Origin of the sequence: Roseovarius dicentrarchi, from assembly GCF_003316635.1 — a bacterium.
Classification (GTDB): Bacteria; Pseudomonadota; Alphaproteobacteria; order Rhodobacterales; family Rhodobacteraceae; genus Roseovarius; species Roseovarius dicentrarchi.
Genome location: NZ_QNQP01000020.1, coordinates 16,299 through 34,630 on the forward strand (window position 1 = coordinate 16,299; position 18,332 = coordinate 34,630).

Annotated in this window: 19 protein-coding genes; 9 read left to right on the forward strand and 10 right to left on the reverse strand. The window is 62.8% G+C overall.

Annotation, left to right across the window (positions count from 1 at the left end; all coding sequences use genetic code 11):
- Positions 1-29: 29 nt before the first annotated feature.
- The 4 genes from DQ230_RS13290 to DQ230_RS13305 all read right to left on the reverse strand — a co-directional run bounded on the left by DQ230_RS13290 (position 30) and on the right by DQ230_RS13305 (position 4,898).
- Complete coding sequence (locus DQ230_RS13290) at positions 30-2,753, reverse strand: ATP-binding protein (RefSeq protein ID WP_113913097.1); 2,724 nt, start codon at positions 2,751-2,753, stop codon at positions 30-32.
- Positions 2,753-3,097: a hypothetical protein gene (locus DQ230_RS13295; protein ID WP_238987534.1), complete on the reverse strand. Its 345-nt coding sequence runs from the start codon at positions 3,095-3,097 to the stop codon at positions 2,753-2,755. Before DQ230_RS13295 ends, DQ230_RS13290 begins: the two co-directional genes overlap by 1 nt.
- Complete coding sequence (locus DQ230_RS13300) at positions 3,094-3,465, reverse strand: response regulator transcription factor (protein ID WP_113913098.1); 372 nt, start codon at positions 3,463-3,465, stop codon at positions 3,094-3,096. Before DQ230_RS13300 ends, DQ230_RS13295 begins: the two co-directional genes overlap by 4 nt.
- 92 nt (positions 3,466-3,557) lie before the next feature.
- Entirely contained in the window at positions 3,558-4,898 is a 1,341-nt protein-coding gene (locus DQ230_RS13305; RefSeq protein WP_238987535.1) for a helix-turn-helix domain-containing protein, read from the reverse strand.
- Positions 4,899-5,118: 220 nt separating this feature from the next.
- Between DQ230_RS13305 and DQ230_RS13310 the strand changes: the two genes are divergently transcribed.
- The 6 genes from DQ230_RS13310 (at position 5,119) to acs (ending at position 12,448) form a co-directional block, all read left to right on the forward strand.
- Positions 5,119-6,492: a substrate-binding protein gene (locus DQ230_RS13310; RefSeq protein ID WP_113913099.1), complete on the forward strand. Its 1,374-nt coding sequence runs from the start codon at positions 5,119-5,121 to the stop codon at positions 6,490-6,492.
- A gap of 123 nt (positions 6,493-6,615) precedes the next feature.
- Positions 6,616-7,647, forward strand: a complete 1,032-nt coding sequence (locus DQ230_RS13315) for a branched-chain amino acid ABC transporter permease (RefSeq protein ID WP_113913100.1) — start codon at positions 6,616-6,618, stop codon at positions 7,645-7,647.
- 3 nt (positions 7,648-7,650) lie between these two features.
- On the forward strand, positions 7,651-8,844 hold the full coding sequence (locus tag DQ230_RS13320; protein WP_113913101.1) for a branched-chain amino acid ABC transporter permease: 1,194 nt from the start codon (positions 7,651-7,653) through the stop codon (positions 8,842-8,844).
- Between the two features lie 12 nt (positions 8,845-8,856).
- Positions 8,857-9,618 (forward strand): ABC transporter ATP-binding protein, encoded by a 762-nt coding sequence (locus tag DQ230_RS13325; RefSeq protein WP_113913102.1) that lies wholly within the window; start codon positions 8,857-8,859, stop codon positions 9,616-9,618.
- 56 nt (positions 9,619-9,674) lie between these two features.
- A complete protein-coding gene (locus DQ230_RS13330; protein WP_113913134.1) occupies positions 9,675-10,430 on the forward strand; it encodes an ABC transporter ATP-binding protein in 756 nt (251 codons plus the stop codon).
- A gap of 68 nt (positions 10,431-10,498) precedes the next feature.
- The gene (acs, locus tag DQ230_RS13335) at positions 10,499-12,448 is read left to right on the forward strand and encodes an acetate--CoA ligase (protein ID WP_113913103.1); all 1,950 of its coding nucleotides are present in this window, start codon (positions 10,499-10,501) and stop codon (positions 12,446-12,448) included.
- A gap of 83 nt (positions 12,449-12,531) precedes the next feature.
- Here acs and queF read toward each other — a convergent pair whose 3' ends face one another.
- The 4 genes from queF to queC are packed head-to-tail and all read right to left on the reverse strand — an operon-like array spanning position 12,532 to position 14,785.
- A complete protein-coding gene (gene queF, locus DQ230_RS13340; RefSeq protein ID WP_113913104.1) occupies positions 12,532-12,996 on the reverse strand; it encodes a preQ(1) synthase in 465 nt (154 codons plus the stop codon).
- A 17-nt stretch (positions 12,997-13,013) separates the two neighbouring features.
- Positions 13,014-13,736, reverse strand: a complete 723-nt coding sequence (gene queE, locus DQ230_RS13345; protein ID WP_113913105.1) for a 7-carboxy-7-deazaguanine synthase QueE — start codon at positions 13,734-13,736, stop codon at positions 13,014-13,016.
- Positions 13,733-14,089, reverse strand: a complete 357-nt coding sequence (queD, locus tag DQ230_RS13350; RefSeq protein WP_113913106.1) for a 6-carboxytetrahydropterin synthase QueD — start codon at positions 14,087-14,089, stop codon at positions 13,733-13,735. The genes queE and queD overlap by 4 nt, the downstream gene beginning before the upstream one ends.
- Before the next feature lie 3 nt (positions 14,090-14,092).
- A complete protein-coding gene (gene queC / locus DQ230_RS13355) occupies positions 14,093-14,785 on the reverse strand; it encodes a 7-cyano-7-deazaguanine synthase QueC (protein ID WP_113913107.1) in 693 nt (230 codons plus the stop codon).
- Between the two features lie 233 nt (positions 14,786-15,018).
- Between queC and accB the strand changes: the two genes are divergently transcribed.
- The 3 genes from accB to aat are packed head-to-tail and all read left to right on the forward strand — an operon-like array spanning position 15,019 to position 17,532.
- Positions 15,019-15,513: an acetyl-CoA carboxylase biotin carboxyl carrier protein gene (accB, locus tag DQ230_RS13360; RefSeq protein WP_113913108.1), complete on the forward strand. Its 495-nt coding sequence runs from the start codon at positions 15,019-15,021 to the stop codon at positions 15,511-15,513.
- 10 nt (positions 15,514-15,523) lie between these two features.
- Positions 15,524-16,873, forward strand: a complete 1,350-nt coding sequence (gene accC / locus DQ230_RS13365) for an acetyl-CoA carboxylase biotin carboxylase subunit (protein WP_113913109.1) — start codon at positions 15,524-15,526, stop codon at positions 16,871-16,873.
- A gap of 8 nt (positions 16,874-16,881) precedes the next feature.
- Positions 16,882-17,532 carry a leucyl/phenylalanyl-tRNA--protein transferase gene (gene aat, locus DQ230_RS13370; protein ID WP_113913110.1) on the forward strand — a complete coding sequence of 217 codons (651 nt, stop codon included), beginning with the start codon at positions 16,882-16,884 and terminating at the stop codon, positions 17,530-17,532.
- Here the strand turns inward: aat and DQ230_RS13375 are convergent.
- Entirely contained in the window at positions 17,496-17,855 is a 360-nt protein-coding gene (locus tag DQ230_RS13375) for a DUF2155 domain-containing protein (RefSeq protein WP_113913111.1), read from the reverse strand. The genes aat and DQ230_RS13375 overlap by 37 nt on opposite strands.
- Positions 17,852-18,316, reverse strand: coding sequence for an outer membrane lipid asymmetry maintenance protein MlaD (gene mlaD, locus DQ230_RS13380; RefSeq protein ID WP_113913112.1), 465 nt, complete (start codon positions 18,314-18,316; stop codon positions 17,852-17,854). Before mlaD ends, DQ230_RS13375 begins: the two co-directional genes overlap by 4 nt.
- Positions 18,317-18,332 lie beyond the last annotated feature (16 nt).

The following is an 18,332-nucleotide window of genomic DNA, read 5'->3' on the forward strand; positions in this document are numbered from 1 at the left end:
GCCCGCCCGTGCCATCCCTTGCCAGATCTTCACCGCACCGACCTTAACCCACCTTTGGTTACCAAATCGTTTCCGCCGCCCGGCTCAAGTGGCGCCAGCGGCAGGGTCACGCGAAATGCAGCCCCGCCCTGCCCCGGCAGATAGGCGACCGACCCGCCAAGCCGGTGCATGATCTCGCGGCAGATCGCCAGCCCAAGCCCGGCACCGGGCGCCCGCGTTTCGCCCAGACGCGAGAATTTCTCAAAAATCAGCGCCTCATCCTCGATCGGGATGCCGGTGCCATTATCGACAAAATCCACGGTCAGCGTGGTGCTGTCCCGCTCGGCCCGGATATCCAGCACGGGATGCGCCGCGTCACAATATTTGCGCGCATTGGCGATAAGGTTGATGAACACCTGTGCCAGCCGGTCAATGTCGGTTTGCAGCAAGACGGCCTCGCTTGCGGCATCGCGCCGGATATTCAGGCTGCCGGCCGCGCCGCCGACCGCACCGGAGATGGCCCGGTCCAGCACCTGCGCCAATGTGCCGGACTGCACATTCAGAACGACCTGCCCCGATTCCAGTACCGACAAATCCAGCAGATCGTCCAAGAGCCGCGTCAGCCGCAAAGATTCGGCATGAATGATCGACGCGTATTTCTGCAACTGCTCCGGCGTCAGATCGCCGCCCAGCAATATTTCGGAAAAGGCACGGATCGACGTCATCGGCGTGCGCAATTCGTGGCTGACCTGGCTGAGAAACCCGTCCTTTTGCACAGACAGCTGGGTCAGCTTTTCATTCACCACGCGCAACTGGCGCGCGGTGCGGGCCTGCTCGGTTGATTTCGCCTCCAGCCGGTTTGAGTACTCCATGATCTGCGCCGTCTCGTCGGCCACGGCCAGCAGATCCTCGACCGATACGGTGGCGCGGCCAACGATCTGGCTGACCATGGCGTGGGCGGTGGCAGCGCCGACCGACCCCGACAGGCGACGCTCCAGGAATTCCAGAAATTCCGGCGACGGTTCAGGCAGATAGCCGCTGAGGCCCTGACGGCGGGCGGCGCGGGCAAACAGCTCCTGCGCCTCGGCGGCGCCAAGGATGCGCTGCGACATGATCAGCAGATCCTCGGACTGGCCCAGCCCGCCCGTCCAGCTGCCGGGGCGCTGCGAATGGTCGAACACGTTGACAAATTGCGCGCCCTGTAGCCGCTCCACCGGGCGGGGGAAGGTGAACAGCGACACCGCGCAGAATGCCGCGCAGTTCAGCAGCATCGACCACATCACCGCATGCACCAGCGGGTCCATGCCCCCGGTCCAGAACATCGCATAGGGGCGCAGCCAGGACTGGCCGAACAGACCGGCCTCCATCACGCGCACCGGCAGGATCACGCCCGCGCCAAAGCTGGGAAGCAGCAGGCAATACAGCCAGAAGGCAAAGCCCACGCTCAGCCCCGCCAGCGCGCCCAGCCGCGTGGCCCCGCGCCAGACCAGCCCGCCCATCAGCGCGGGCAAGAACTGCGCCACGCCGGCAAAGGCGATCAGCCCGATGGCGGCCAGCGCCGTGCCGCCGCCCGACATGCGGAAATAGAGGTATCCCAGAAACACCACGGCACCGATCGACAGCCGCCGCGCCAGCAGCGCCACATGCCGCACATCGCCCGACATCATCGCCGCACCCCCCGTCGCGCGCAGCCAGATCGGCATCACGATATGGTTCGACACCATCGTTGACAGCGCAATGGCGGCCACGATAACCATCGACGTGGCTGACGAAAATCCCCCCAGAAACGACAGGATCGCCAGCCCGTCCTGCCCCGCCAGCAGCGGCAGCTTCAGCACGAACAGGTCCGGGTTCGTGCCGGCTGGCATCAGGTCCAGCCCCACGGCGGCAATCGGCACCACAAACAGGCTGATCAGCATCAGATAAAGCGGAAAGGCCCAGGCGGCAGTGCGCAGATGGCTTTCATCCTCATTCTCGACCACCATCACCTGAAACATGCGCGGCAGGCATAGAAACGCCGTCGCCGACAGCAGCGTCAGCGCGGTCCAGCGGCTGGGCGTCACGGTGAATTCGGCAATGGGCGACGCATCAATCCGCGCCAGCGTCTGCGCAATGCCGCCCTCCAGCCCCCAGACGACGAAAACCCCGACCGCCAGCAGGGCAAACAGCTTGACCACCGCCTCCAGCGCGATGGCGATGACGACGCCGTGGTGCCGCTCGTTCGCGTCCAGGTTTCGCGTGCCGAAAAGGATGGTAAACAGCGTCAGGCCCAGCGCGACATAGATGGCGATCGACTGCTCGCTGCGGGCCTGAAGGCTGGGACCGGCCGGCGTGAATGCCGCGAAGGACAGCGTCACCGATTGCAGTTGCAAGGCGATATAAGGCGTCGCGCCAATCACGGCCAGAATGGTGACGCAAACCGCCAGCGTATTGGACTTGCCATAGCGCGACGATATCATGTCGGCGACCGAGGTGATCCGCTGGCTGCGGCCCACGCGCACCATCTTGCGCAGGGTCCACCACCAGCCGATCATCACCAGCGTCGGGCCCAGGTAGATCGTCACATATTCCAGCCCCGACCGCGCGGCAAAACCAACCGCGCCATAGAATGTCCATGCCGTGCAATAGATCGACAGCGACAGCGTATAGACCAGCGGCGAGCGCAGCCAAGCCCCCCGCCCGCGCCGCGCCGCCCGGTCAGCGGCAAAGGCCACGCCAAACAGCAGCACCACATAGGCCACGCAGACCAGCACCAGAAGTGTAAAGGTCGCCATCAGCCGCGCCGCGCCGGTGGCGCGTCATCACCGGTATCGGGGCTGGCCGTATCCATGTCATCCGGCCCGGCATCCTCGCGCGCCGCGACGTCGCCGCTTGCGCCCAGTCCGCGCGAGACGAGGGCAGACAACACCACCAACAGCGCCCAGACCGCAAAGAGATACAGCAGCACATGCGATGTGCGCGGCGCCGCGCCCTCCTGCGCGCCGACCCACAGAAGCGGCACCAGAAACAGCAGCGCCCCCAGAATGGGCAGCAGGCCCGCCGCGTCAATCAGGCGGCGGCGCCGGTAGGTGCCCCGCGCGACGAATTCGGCGCGTCTGCCGGGGGCGTCTTCGCTCATTTGCGGGCCGCCAGGCTGCGCACGGCCTCCAGCATTTCGGCGTTGGAAAAGGGTTTCGTCATGAACATGCTGGCGCCGGACCGCTCGGCCATTTCGCGGTCCTTGCGCTGGCCGCGCGCCGTCAGCATCAGCACCGGGGTCTGCGCCAGATCCGCATCACCGCGAATATCGGCCAGCAGATCGAACCCCGAGCGCCCCGGCAGCATCACGTCCAGAATGATCAGATCGGGCCGCCGGGCGCGCACCACCTCCATCGCGTCATGCCCGCCCGAATGGCTGCGCACCTGCCAGCCGTCCCGCGAGAGTATGAAGGTGATCGCCTCGATGATGTTCGGCTCGTCCTCGATCAGCAGAACCTGGCTGCCCATACGGCGCGCCCTCCTTGGCAGCGGGATGCATATGAGGCCACTATTGGGCAAACGCCCCGCGCATGTCAAAACCAAGCTGCGCGGGCGCCGCGTCATGCCCCATCGTCGAAGGCAGCCAGAACCGATGCCTCCCGCCGGGCCGTGCAATCTGTGCGCGGGCAGATGCGGCAGGCAACGCCGACCGGCGCCGCGGCAGCGCCGCCCTCCTCGGCCTCATCCGGCAACAGCAGCATGAAGGAGCGCATCAATGGCGGCATGTTGAACACCGGCGTTCCCGCCACCTCGCACGCGGCAAAGGCCTGAACCGGCAGCGCCCCCCGGTCCGGCTGCACGATGCGCTGGCGCAGCGGCATGGCGGGCTGCGAGGCGGCGCGAAACAGCGGCCATAGCGGACACGCCCCGGCCAGCCGCGTGGCGCCAAAGCCCGGCAGCGGCTTCAGCGTTCCGATTGCGCCGCTGGCGTCGGCGCTGATCAGGCCAACGGGGCCAACCGCATCCTCGGGCATGGCCGCAAGGCGGCGCATCAGGCGCGGCAACGGCACGTCCAGATCCTGCGCCAGTGCCAGCGGCGCAAGCCCATGCCGCGCCACGGAGGCCAGCAGCGCCTCCTGCGGCAGCGCCGCCGCATCTGCCCGGTATGTCTCCAGCGCGGAGTGCGCCAGCGTGTAGGCGCCCGTTTCGGGACGCAGATCCGCCGCGCTCAGCGCGGTTTCGACATCGCCGCCCTGCTCCAACACGTCGAACCGGTGCCCTGCGGCGGTCAGGAAACGGTCCACCTCATCCTGCGGCGTCAGGATATCGCGCCCGCCCGCCGGCCCGTCATCCAGATAGCGCACCAGGCGCTGCGCACCCTCGGCCAGCCGCTGGCTGTCCTCGCCCAGATTGCGATGAAACCGCGCGCGCCATTCCGGCTCCAGCTCCGGGGTTTCCACAAGGATCGACGCGGTCGAGCGGATGGCGGTCACCACCGTCAGCACCTCATGCAGGGACGCGGCCAACTGCGGATCATGCGCCAGCCGGTCCGACAGCGCATCGACCTGCCGCGCCGATGCCTGCGCGCGCCGCAACGTGCCCGCCAGCAGATGCGCCCAGCCGGGAAAGCGGCCGGCAAATTCCTCGGCGCGGTCGGGGTCGGGCGCAGGCGTGCCATCCGCAAGGCCGGCCTCGGCCGCCTCGCCCACCGCCTCGCGCAGCGCGGCGATCAGCGCAACCTCGCTGCCATGCGACAGGGTCTGCGCATCCACCTCCAGCACCTTGGCCAGCCGCAAAAGGATGCCGCCGCCGATTCTGCGCCGGTTATGTTCGATCAGGTTCAGATAAGACGGCGAAATTCCGGCCTGCCGGGCCAGATCGCCCTGCGCGATGCCGCGCGCCAGACGCCGCTGGCGGATGCGCGTGCCCGTCAGCGAGCCGCCGGCAATGTCCTGGGCCATGGCATATCCTTTTAAAATCAACGCCATTTGCTGGCGATTGACAGATATTTACAAAATACGATTTTCGCCTGTGGAATAATTTACAAAAATATCGTTCTGCGCAATGCAGTTGTTGAGAAATTTTCTTAGCCCATGTCATAGTACCTTTGCACAACTGTGCGATCCGGGTAGCGCGCGGAGGAGGCGCGCCATTCGTGATTACTCAACAGGGAGGATTTTCATGTCCACATCAAATTTCACGCGCCGCGGCCTGATGAAAACAAGCGCCATTGCAGGCGCGGGTCTGGCCGTTCCGACGATCTTTACAGCCAGCAGCGTTTCGGCCTTTGCCAATGATCCGACAGATTCCAGCACCGTCACGCTGGGCTTCAACGTGCCGCAATCGGGCCCCTACGCCGATGAGGGCGCGGACGAGCTGCGCGCCTATCAGCTGGCGGTCGAGCATCTGAACGGCGGCGGCGACGGCGGCATGATGCAGACCTTCAGCTCGAAGGCGCTGCAGGGCAACGGCATCATGGGCAAGAAGGTGGAATTCGTCACCGGCGACACCCAGACCAAATCGGACGCCGCCCGCGCATCGGCCAAATCCATGATCGAAAAGGACGGCGCGGTGATGATCACCGGTGGATCGTCCTCGGGCGTGGCCGTGGCCGTGCAGGCGCTGTGCCAGGAGGCCGGCATCATCTTCATGGCGGGTCTGACGCACGCCAACGACACCACCGGCAAGGACCGCAAGGCGAACGGTTTCCGTCACTTCTTCAACAGCTGGATGTCCGGCGCGGCGCTTGCGCCCGTTCTGACCAAGGCATACGGCACCGACCGCAAGGCGTATCACCTGACCGCCGACTACAACTGGGGCTACACCACCGAAGAGGCTGTGCGCAACTCGACCGAAGCCCTCGGCTGGGAGACAGTGAACGCGGTCAAGACGCCGCTGACACAGACCGACTTCAGCGCCTATATCACGCCCGTCCTGCAATCGGACGCCGACGTGCTGGTGCTGAACCACTACGGCAACAACATGGTCAACAGCCTCACCAACGCGGTGCAGTTCGGCCTGCGCGACAAGATGGTCAACGACAAGAAGTTCGAGATCGTCGTGCCGCTCTACTCCGAGCTGATGGCGCGCGGCGCGGGCAAGAACGTGGCCGGCATCTTTGGCTCGCAGAACTGGGACTGGAAACTGCAAAAGCAGCTGGGTGACCGCTTTGTCGGCACCGATGCGTTCGTCAAATCGTTCGGCGAAAAATACGGCTTCCCGCCCAGCCAGGCGGCGCATACCTGCTATGTGCAGACCCTGCTTTATGCCGACGCGGTCGAGCGTGCGGGCAGCTTCGCCCCCTGCGCGGTGGTCGAGGCGCTGGAAGGGTTCGAGTTTGACGGTCTGGGCAACGGCCCGACCCTCTACCGTGCCGAAGATCACCAGTGCTTCAAGGACGTTGTCGTCGTGCGCGGCAAGGAGAACCCCGAGAACGAATTCGACCTGGTCGAAATCGTCGAGGTGACACCGGCCGAGCAGGTGACTTACGCGCCCGACGCGCCCGAGTTTGGCGGCAGCGCCGCGACCCTGGGCCAGTGCAACGACGGCGCCTAAGCTGATCACAGGCCGCCCCGCCCGCCAGCGCGGCGGGGCGGCCTGACATCGCACACGCAATGCGCCCCCTTGGGGCCAGCCGGCCATTTGTGCCGGGCTCTTATCTGACATGTGAGGCAGACAATGGATGCAATAATCCTGCAAATCCTCAATGGACTCGACAAGGGATCGGCTTACGCGCTGATCGCCCTTGGCCTGACATTGATCTTTGGCACGCTGGGGGTGGTGAATTTCGCCCATGGCGCATTGTTCATGATCGGCGCCTTCTGCGCCGTCACGATCAGCCGCATCCTGACGTTCAGCCATGAAGTGGTGGACGAGACGCGCACAGATTTTCTGGGCAATCCGATGAAAGTCGATGTGCCCTACATTCACAGCATCGTCGGCCAGAATGCCGGTGATTTCATGATCGACTGGGCGGTGCCCCTGTCGATCCTGTTTGCCATTCCGGTGATGATCGGCATCGGCGTCATCATGGAACGCGGCCTGATCAAGCATTTCTACAAACGCCCCCATGCCGACCAGATCCTGGTGACTTTCGGCCTGGCCATCGTGCTGCAAGAGATCATCAAGTTCTACTACGGCGCCAACCCGATCCCGACGCCCGCGCCCAGCGCATTCCGCGGATCGTTCGACTTTGGCGCGATGCTGGGGCTGGGTGAAAACTCGATCATCTACCCCTACTGGCGTCTGGTCTACTTTGCCTTCTCACTGGTCATCATCGGCGCCGTCTTTGCCTTCCTGCGGTTCACCACCTTCGGGATGGTCGTGCGCGCCGGCATGGCCGACCGCGAGACGGTGGGCCTGCTGGGCATCAATATCGACAAGCGGTTTACCATCATGTTCGGCATCGCCGCCGCTGTCGCGGGGCTTGCCGGCGTGATGTACGCGCCGATCAACAGCCCCAACTATCACATGGGCATGGATTTTCTGGTGCTCAGCTTCGTTGTGGTCGTCGTTGGCGGCATGGGCAGCCTGCCGGGCGCCGTACTGGCCGGGTTCCTGCTGGGAATTCTGGAAAGCTTTGCCTCGATGTCCGAGGTGCTGGAGCTGCTGCCGGGTATCAATCAGATCGTCATCTATCTGGTCGCGATCATCATTTTGCTGACCCGCCCGCGCGGCCTGATGGGCCGCAAAGGCGTGATGGAGGACTAATCAATGCTTGGAATGACACGAAAAGACGCCGTGATGCTGGCCATCGTTGCCATCGTCGCACTGCTGGCCCCCTTCATCCTGAACCCGTTTCCCGTCGACTCCGGCTTTGCCCAGTTCAACGCGGGCTATCCGGATCTGATGCAACGCTTCGCCATCTTCGGCATCTTCGCCATCGGCTTCAACATCCTGTTCGGCCTGACCGGCTATCTCAGCTTTGGTCACGCGGCATTTCTGGGGGTTGGCAGCTATGCCGCGATCTGGATGATGAAGCTGCTGACCACCAACATCCTGCCCGGCATGGTGATGGGCATCATCGTCGCGGGCCTCTTTGCGCTGGTGGTCGGCTTCATCTCGCTGCGCCGGTCGGGCATTTACTTTGCCATTCTGACGCTGGCCTTTGCGCAAATGTCCTACGCGCTGGCCTATTCGGTGCTGACGCCCATCACCGGCGGCGAAACCGGATTGCAGCTGAAGCTGAACGACGCCCGCCTTCTGGATGCCCCGCTGGCACCGGGCGAGCGGGCCGATGCGAACCTCTTCGGCATCGACATGACGTCCAGCTATGACCTGATCGTCGGCGGATGGCAGTTCACCTTCAACGCGGGCTACTACATTGCGGCCCTGGTGCTGGTGCTGGCCTTTTACCTGTCGATCCGCATCTTTCGCTCGCCCTTTGGCATGATGCTGCGCGCGATCAAATCCAACAACACCCGCATGACCTATACCGGCCTGAATGCGCGCCCCTATGCGCTGGCGGCGTTTGTCATCTCGGGCATGTATGCGGGTCTGGCTGGCGGCCTGATGGTGGCGATGGACACCCAGGTGGGGCCCGAGCGGATGTTCTGGACCGCGAGCGGAGAAGTTGTGCTGATGACCATCCTTGGCGGCGCGGGCACGCTGATTGGCCCGGTTCTGGGCGCGGGCCTGATCAAATACATGGAAAACATCATTTCCAAGATCAACAGCAGCATCCTGCACGAATGGTTCTACTGGATGCCCGACGGGCTGGAGGATTTCGTGATCACGCTGATCTACCCCTTCGTCGGCAAGGGCTGGCACCTGACACTGGGCATCGTGTTCATGCTGGTTGTCATCTTCCTGCCCGGCGGTCTGGTGGAGGGCGGACAGCGCATCAAGCGTCTGTTCGAATCCAAAAAGACCGGCAAGACGTCCGACCAAACAACCCCCGCCGAATAAGGAAACGCAGTCATGGGTATTCTCGAAGTCAAGAACGTGAACAAGCGTTTCGGCGGCCTGCAAGCACTGAGCGATGTGAACCTCAGCATTGCGGAAAACACCGTCCACGCGATTATCGGCCCCAACGGGGCCGGTAAATCCACCCTGCTCAATGTGCTGGTGGGCAAGCTGATCCCCGATACCGGATCGGTGATGTTCGACGGCCAGTCGGTGCTGGGGCGCAAGCCATACGAGATCAATCAGATGGGCATTTCCCGCGTGTTCCAGACGCCCGAGATATTCAGCGATCTGACGGTGCTGGAAAACATGATGATCCCGATTTTCGCCAAACGCGACGGCGCCTTTCGCATGCACGCGATTGAAAGCGTCGCCAACGAACGCGCCGTGGTGGAGCAGGCCGAGCATATGCTGGAAAGCCTGAACATGGCCGACCAGCGGCACAACCATTCGGCCTCCATGTCGCGCGGCAACAAGCGGCGTCTGGAAATCGGCATGTGCCTGTCGCAGGAACCCCGCCTTTTGCTGCTGGACGAACCCACCGCCGGCATGGCGCGCGCCGACACCAACAACACCATCGACCTGCTGAAGCAGATCAAGTCCGAGCGCGACATCACCATCGCCATCATCGAACACGATATGCACGTCGTTTTCTCGCTTGCCGAGCGGATCACCGTTCTGGCCCAAGGCACGCCGCTGGTCGAGGATACCCCCGACAATATCAAGGGCCACCCGAAGGTTCGCGAGGCCTACCTTGGCGAAAGCGCCACCGCCTGAGGGCATAATTCTGCGCCGCAGATGCGCCAGAAAGGACAGACAAGATGACCACCGACATCACTGAAAAACCCGACTTTTCCAAGCACGCGAACCACGCCGCCACCGCCCCCGCCTTCCTGTCGGTCTGGGGGATGCAGGCCTATTACGGCGAAAGCTACATCGTGCAGGACATCAGCTTCAACGTGCATGAGGGCGAAATCCTGGCGCTGCTGGGCCGTAACGGCGCGGGCAAGACAACAACGCTGCGCGCCATCGCCCGCATGGACAATCCGCAACTGAACCACGGCGAAATCTGGCTGGACCATCAGCCCCTGCACAAGATGAAAAGCCACGAGGCCGCGCAGGTCGGTATCGGCCTTGTGCCCGAGGATCGCTGCATCATCCCCGGCCTGACGGTCGAGGAAAATCTGCAACTGGCCCAGATCGCCCCGCCCATCGGCTGGTCTATCGACCGGCTATACGATCTGTTCCCCCGCCTGGCCGAGCGGCGCCTGCAAGAGGGCGTGACCCTGTCGGGCGGCGAGCAGCAGATGCTGGCCGTCGCGCGCGCATTGGCCCGCGATATCAAGGTCTTGCTTCTGGACGAGCCGTACGAGGGGCTGGCCCCGGTGATCGTGGACGAGATCGAGAAAACCCTGCGCATCATCAAATCGCAAGGCATCACCACCATCCTGGTGGAGCAGAACGCCGTCCGCGCGCTGGAGCTGTCGGACCGTGCCGTGATCCTTGACACCGGCGGCATCGTATTTGACGGTAGTGCAGCCGAGGTTCTCGGAAACGAGAAGCTGCGCGCGGAATACCTGGCGATCTGACAGGGTGGCCCTGCCATATCAGGGCCGCCCCGATCTGCCCGCACCGATAGCTACAAAAGGTACACCCCATGTCCGACAAAACCTATCCGCCATCTGCGGAATTTGCCAAAAACGCCCATATCGACGCCGCCAAATACGAAGAAATGTATGCCGCCTCGATCAAGGACCCCGAAGCGTTCTGGGCCGAACATGCGCGGGATCTGGACTGGATCGAGCCCTTCACCAAGGTCAAGAATACGTCGTTCCAGCATGGCAACGTCGATATTCGCTGGTTCGAGGATGGCGTTCTGAACGTTGCCGCCAACTGCATCGACCGTCACCTGAAAACGCGCGGCGGCCAGACGGCGATCATCTTTGAACCCGACGATCCCGAAACGCCCGCCCAGCACATCACCTACAAAGAGTTGCACGAGAAGGTGAACCGCTTCGCCAACGTGCTGCTGAGCCAGGGCATCATGCGCGGCGACCGGGTGGTGATCTATCTGCCGATGATCCCCGAGGCGGCCTATGCCATGCTGGCCTGCGCGCGTATCGGCGCGGTTCACTCCATCGTCTTTGCGGGGTTTTCCGCCGACGCGCTGGCCAACCGCATCAACAATTCGGGTGCCAAGGTCCTCATCACCGCCGACGAGGCCCCCCGCGGCGGCCGCAAAACGGCGCTGAAATCCAACGCCGATGCGGCCCTGCTGCACTGCTCGGACAAGGTGCGCTGCCTGGTTGTCAAACACACGGGCGGCCAGACCACCTGGATTCAGGGCCGCGATATCGACCTGAAGGCGCAGATGGAGCAGGCCAGCCCCGATTGCCCCGCCCGCCCGATGAAGGCCGAAGATCCGCTGTTCATTCTCTACACATCCGGCTCGACCGGGCAGCCCAAGGGCGTAGTTCACAGCTCGGCCGGCTATCTGCTCTATGCCGGGCTGACGCATAAATACGATTTCGACTACCATGACGGCGACGTGTTCTGGTGCACCGCCGATGTCGGCTGGGTGACCGGCCACAGCTATATCATCTACGGCCCACTGGCGAACGGCGCGACCACCCTGATGTTCGAGGGCGTGCCGACCTACCCCGATGCCAGCCGCTTCTGGCAGGTCTGCGAAAAGCACAAGGTGAACCAGTTCTATACCGCCCCCACAGCCATTCGCGCGCTGATGGCCCAAGGCAACGGACCGGTCGAGAAATGCGATCTGTCCGCGCTCAAACTGCTGGGCACCGTGGGCGAGCCGATCAATCCCGAGGCGTGGAACTGGTATAACGAGGTCGTCGGCAAGGGCAAATTGCCCATCGTCGACACCTGGTGGCAGACCGAAACCGGCGGCCACCTGCTGACCCCCCTGCCCGGCGCGACGGCGACGAAGCCGGGCAGTTGCACGAAACCGTTCTTCGGCATCCAGCCTGTCATCCTTGACGCCACGTCCGGCGAGGAAATCACCGAGACGGAAGCCGAGGGCGTCTTGTGCATCACGGACAGCTGGCCCGGCCAGATGCGCACCGTCTACGGCGATCACGAGCGGTTCGAACAGACCTATTTCTCCGATTACAAAGGCTACTACTTTACCGGCGACGGCTGCCGCCGGGACAAGGACGGCTATTACTGGATCACAGGGCGCGTCGATGACGTGATCAACGTGTCGGGCCACCGTATGGGCACCGCCGAGGTCGAATCCGCCCTTGTCGCCCATGCCAGCGTCGCAGAGGCCGCAGTGGTCGGCTATCCGCACGACATCAAGGGGCAGGGCATTTACGCGTATGTCACTGTGATGAACGGCGTCGAAGAAACGGATGAGCTGCGCAAAGAGCTGGAAAAATGGGTCCGCACCGAAATTGGCCCCATTGCCAAGCCGGACATCATTCAATGGGCGCCCGGCCTGCCCAAGACACGGTCCGGCAAGATCATGCGCCGCATTCTGCGCAAGATTGCCGAGAATGATTTTGACACGCTTGGCGACACGTCAACACTGGCCGATCCTGCGGTTGTGGATGATCTGATCGAAAACAGAAAAGCACAAAAGTAAAAACAAAAGCCCCGCAAGCCATGTGCTTGCGGGGCCAAGAAAATTCGCAGAATTTTCATACCTAGATTTTTCGGCGAAAAATCTCAGCCGCGCCCGCGGTAAGGCGGCACGCCCTGATCGGGTATCCATACACCTTCGGGCATCGGTCCGGTCTGATAGAAAACGTCGATGGGGATGCCGCCGCGCGGATACCAATATCCCCCGATCCGCAGCCATTTCGCGGCAGTAAATTCCGCAACACGCCTGCCGATACTGATCGTGCAATCCTCGTGGAACGCGCCATGATTGCGGAAGCTGCCCAAATACAGCTTCAACGATTTGCTCTCGACCAGCCACTCCCCCGGCACGTAGTCAATCACCAGATGCGCAAAGTCCGGCTGGCCCGTCATCGGGCACAGCGACGTGAACTCCGGCGCCACAAAGCGCACGTTATAGTCCACATCGGCCTGCGGGTTCTTGACGCGCTCCAACTCGGCCTTGGCCGGGTCGTCAGGCAGGGCCGTATTGGCGCCCAACTGCTTGAGATCACTGTAGATACTGTCGCTCATAACATCCTCTTCCGGCGTTAGACGCCGCGCTTGTTTCCCCATAACATCACATGCAGCTGCGGCAGCACCCGCGCCGCGTGCCAGTGATCGGCAATCACCCGGTCGACCAGCCAGCGCATCCGGCATTCAATCCCCGCCAGATCCACAACCGCGTCGGCCTGATCGGCGGGCGGCGGGGTGTGATTGCCCGGTTGCAGGTAAACCGGCAGTTCGGGATGGCGCGCCGCCACGTCGCGCGCATAGGCAAAATCGGCCTCGTCGAACACCACGATCTTCAATACCGTGGGTGCGCCCCGCGCCGCGTCAATACAGTCTTGCAGCAGCGCCCAGTCTGTTTGCATTTCCGATGAGGGCGGCTTGGGGCTGAGCACCAGCATTTCCAGCTGCGCGAACCAGTCCCTGGCAACGCTCCCTTGGGTTTCCATGGCAAAGCCATAGCCTTCGGCGCGCCCCAGTGCGATCAGATCGCCCAGCGGCTGGATCGCCGGATTTCCGCCCGACAGCGTTACCGTCAGGGGCTGGCCGCCTGACAGGCGGCGCACCTCATCCATCACGGCGCCCGCGCTCATCGGCGCCCAGTCGCGGCGATAGTCACTGTCCACCGCATGCAGGCTATCGCACCAGACGCAGCGATAATCACAGCCGCCCGTGCGCACGAAGACCGTCGGCACCCCGATCAGCGCGCCCTCCCCCTGAATCGTCGGTCCAAAGATTTCCGAAATGCGGATGACGTCGCTCATGGCCGATACTCGGCCCATGTTTTCGGCGTTTCGCTGATTTTCACCGCGGCAGTTTCCGTCCAGCGGGCCGCGCACCAGTCAAACAGATGCTTTGCCATCCGCTCGGCCGTGACGCAATCATCGCCCAGAACGTCATTCAAATGTCGATGGTCCAACTCGTCATCAATATAACGCTTCAACGGCGCCAGCTCCAGATAGTCGCGCACAAAGCCATGTGCATTCAGCGTCTCTGACGCCAGTTCGACGACGACGATATAGTTATGCCCGTGCAACCGCGCGCATTGATGGTCGTCCGGCAAGCCGAACAACTGGTGCGAGGCGGAAAAGTGGAACTCTTTGCTAATACGGTACATCGTCTATTCCTTCCCGGTCGCGGCGCGCCAGAAATCGGGGTCCGCATACATCGTAGGATCTTCCACACCGGCCAGATCGAATGCCTCGCGCCGCTCAACGCAGGTGCCGCAGCGCCCGCAATGCATATCGCCGCCCTTGTAGCAGGACCACGTTTCAGCAAAAGGCGTGCCGTATTTTGCGCCATCCGCCGCAATATCGGCCTTGGAGCCATGCACATAAGGCGTCAGCAACTCAACGCTTGCATATCCATCGAGCGCACGATTCTGCATCGCCTGAAACGCGTCTATGAATTCCGGGCGGCAGTCGGGATAGATGAAGTGATCGCCGCCATGCACCGCCGTTGCCACGGCATCCACCTTTTGCGCCGCCGCCATGCCAAAGGCGATTGCCAGCATGATCGCGTTCCGGTTCGGCACCACCGTCAGTTTCATCGTTTCCTCGGCATAATGGCCGTCCGGCACGTCGATGTCATCGGTCAGCGCCGACCCCGTCAAGGCCGCGCCAACGGAGGCAATATCGACCACTTCGTGCGGTACACCCAGGCGCGCGGCGCAGGCGGCGGCATATTCCAGCTCTTTCAGATGGCGCTGGCCGTAATCGAACGATAGCAGCGCATGTAACTGATGCGTCGCCGCAACCCGGTGCGCCAATGCCACCGAATCCATCCCGCCGGAGCAGATGACTATAACTTTCATGTCTCGTCCTTGTTTTGGGCGGGTAGGCTGCGACCGCATACCTGCCATTTAGTCGCCGCGCCGCCCGGTGACAACCCGGCCAACCCCCCGCAGGCGATCCCGATCGGGTCAGATTTAACGGCGCACCGTCGCCGGCGCCAACAAACCCGGTTTTCTATGGCGCGCCCATGCCATATAAGCCATCCAAAATCAAAGCGCGCCCCGTGCCGGGCGCCAGCCGCCGAGGAACCGAAATGCCCAAAGAATCGCATGACGACGATGTCGCCTTTATCAAGGCACTGGCCGAGCTATTGAATGAAAACGAACTGACCGAATTGCAGGTCAAACGCGAATATGGCGAGGATGACAGCCTGAACGTGCGCGTCAGCCGCAAGGTCGAGGCCGCACCGCAATATATCGCGCAGGCCCCCGTGCAGCACGCCCCCGCAGCCGCCAGCGGCCCGGCCCCCGCCGCCGCACTGGCCCAGGATCCGGGCGAAGATCCGGCCAGCCACCCCGGCGCCGTCACGTCGCCCATGGTCGGAACCGTCTATACGCAGGCCGAACCGGGCGCGCCCTCTTTCGTGTCGGTCGGTGACAAGGTCAGCGAGGGCGACACCCTGCTGATCATCGAAGCGATGAAAACGATGAATCACATCCCCGCCCCGCGCGCCGGCACCGTCAAACGCATCCTGGTCGAGGATGGCGGCGCCGTGGAATACGGCGCGCCCCTGATGATCATCGAATAAGGCAAACGCAATGTTCGAGAAAATCCTGATCGCCAATCGCGGCGAAATCGCCTTGCGCGTCATTCGCGCCGCGCGCGAAATGGGCATCCAGTCCGTCGCCGTCCATTCCACCGCTGACGCGGATGCCATGCATGTACGCATGGCGGATGAAAGCGTGTGCATCGGCCCGCCTTCGGCGACCGACAGCTATCTGTCTATCCCGGCGATCATCGCGGCCTGCGAAGTAACCGGCGCACAGGCGATCCATCCCGGCTATGGCTTTTTGTCCGAAAATGCCGCCTTCGTGCAGATTGTCGAGGATCACGGCCTGACCTTCATCGGTCCGACCGCCGAACATATCCGCGTCATGGGCGACAAGATTACCGCCAAGGACACCATGAAAAAGCTGGGCGTTCCTTGCGTTCCCGGCAGCGACGGCGGCGTGCCGACACTGGCCGAGGCCAAGCGCATCGGTGATGAGATCGGCTATCCTGTCATCGTCAAGGCCACCTCCGGCGGCGGCGGCAAGGGCATGAAAGTGGCGCAGGACGCGTCGGAAATGGAACGGGCCTTTCAAACCGCCCGCGCCGAGGGTAAATCGAACTTCGGCAATGACGAAGTCTATATTGAAAAATACCTGACCACCCCGCGCCATATCGAAATTCAGGTCTTCGGCGATGGCAAGGGCCGCGCCGTCCATCTGGGCGAGCGGGACTGCTCGCTCCAGCGGCGTCACCAGAAGGTATTCGAGGAGGCCCCCGGCCCCTCCATCACCCCGGAAGAGCGTGCGCGCATCGGCAAGGTCTGCGCCGACGCCGTGGCGCGCATCAACTATATCGGCGCCGGCACGATCGAATTTCTCTATGAAAACGGCGAATTCTATTTCATCGAAATGAACACGCGGTTGCAGGTGGAACACCCGATAACCGAGGCAATCTTTGGTGTTGACCTGGTCCGCGAACAGATCCGCGTAGCTGCCGGCCTGCCGATGGATTTTCAACAGGACGACCTGAAAATTACCGGCCACGCGATCGAGGTGCGTATCAACGCCGAAAAGCTGCCCGAATTCGCGCCGCGCCCCGGCAAGATCACGCAGTTTCACGCGCCCGGCGGGCTTGGCGTGCGGATGGATAGCGCGCTTTACGATGGCTACACCATTCCGCCCTATTATGATTCGCTGATCGGCAAGTTGATTGTCCACGCCCCCGACCGCACCGCCGCATTGGCGCGGCTGAACCGGGCGCTGAGCGAGCTGATCATTGATGGCGTCGATACCACGGTGCCATTGTTCCACGCATTGCTTCAGGACGCTGACATCCAGTCAGGCGATTACAACATTCATTGGCTGGAACACTGGCTGGAGACGCATCTGCGGGGCTGAGGCGTGCCATGACGGACCCGGATTTCGCACTCACGCCCGAGCTGTTGCTCAATGCCTATGCGGCAGGCGTGTTTCCCATGTCCGAAGGGCGCGACGATCCCGAGATTTTCTGGGTCGATCCACGCCGCCGTGGGGTTTTGCCGCTGAACGGGCTGCATATCTCGCGCAGTCTGGCCAAACGCATGCGGCGGGGCGGCTACACGGCGTCCCTGAACACCGATTTTGCCGGCGTCGTCGATGCCTGCGCAGACCGTCCCGAGACGTGGATCAACGCCGAAATTCGCCGCCTTTACGTCATGCTGCATCAACTCGGCCACGCCCATTCGCTGGAAATACGCCAGGGCGGGACCGTGATCGGCGGCATTTACGGCGTCACCCTTGGCGCCGCGTTTTTCGGGGAAAGCATGTTTTCGCGCGCCACTGACGGCTCGAAACTTGCACTGGTGCATTTGACGGATCATCTGCGCCGCTGCGGATTCATGTTGTTTGATACGCAGTTTATCACCGACCATCTGGCCAGTCTCGGTGCGATTGAAATCAGTCGCGCGGCCTATCGCAAGAATCTGGATCTGGCGTTGCAGCATCCGGCGGACATCATGTGGCATCCGCTCGATCCGGATCCTCAGTCAGTCTTGCAGCGCAGTACCCAGACGTCATAGCGCGGATGATCCAGCGCGTTCAGCGCCGGCGACGAGGCGATCATCCACCCGGTAAAAACCGGCGCGTCCGTCCCCTCCTCCCGCATCACCAGATAGGCATAGGCATCCGCCGCTGGATCGCCGGAAGGGTAGCGGCATTCAACCATTTCGATGCTCAGGCGTCCGAATGTTGCCTGCCCGCCTCGGGTAAGGGTGAAATCCGTCGTTTCGCCTGATATCTTTTCAACCGCGCGCAGCATGACGCCGGTCCCGGTCACAGCACTTTCTTGCGCCGCCGAGGCGGCGGGCAGCAGCAAAGCGACAAGCAGGGCGAGCATTCTCATTCGGCGGGGCTCGCGCCGGAATCGTCGCCGCCGACAAACTTCATCAGCAGTGACACCAGACTGATCGACCCTTGGGTAAATTCGATCTGATCGCCCGGCTCAAAATAGATCGGCGAGCCGCCCGGCAGTATCTCCACGTAGTTGCCGCCCAGCAGCCCCTCGGAGGATATCGCAAGCGCGCTGTCATCCGGCACCTCGATGCTGCGCGCCACGCTGATCGTGGTGCCCGCGCGATACGTCGCGGGGTCCAGCGCCATGGACGTGACGCGCCCCACCTTGACCCCGGCCAGGCGCACATCAGTGCCAACAGTGATGCCGTCCGCAGAGCGAAAGCTGGCCGAAAGCTCGTAACTGTCGCCCGCCGCCGAGGCGCCGGTCAGCTTGCCCGCATAGGCCACAAAACCCAATGCGACCGCGACAACGACCGCGCCCGCGATGATTTCGCTCTTGTTTTCAGCCATGTCCGCTCTCTGCCAA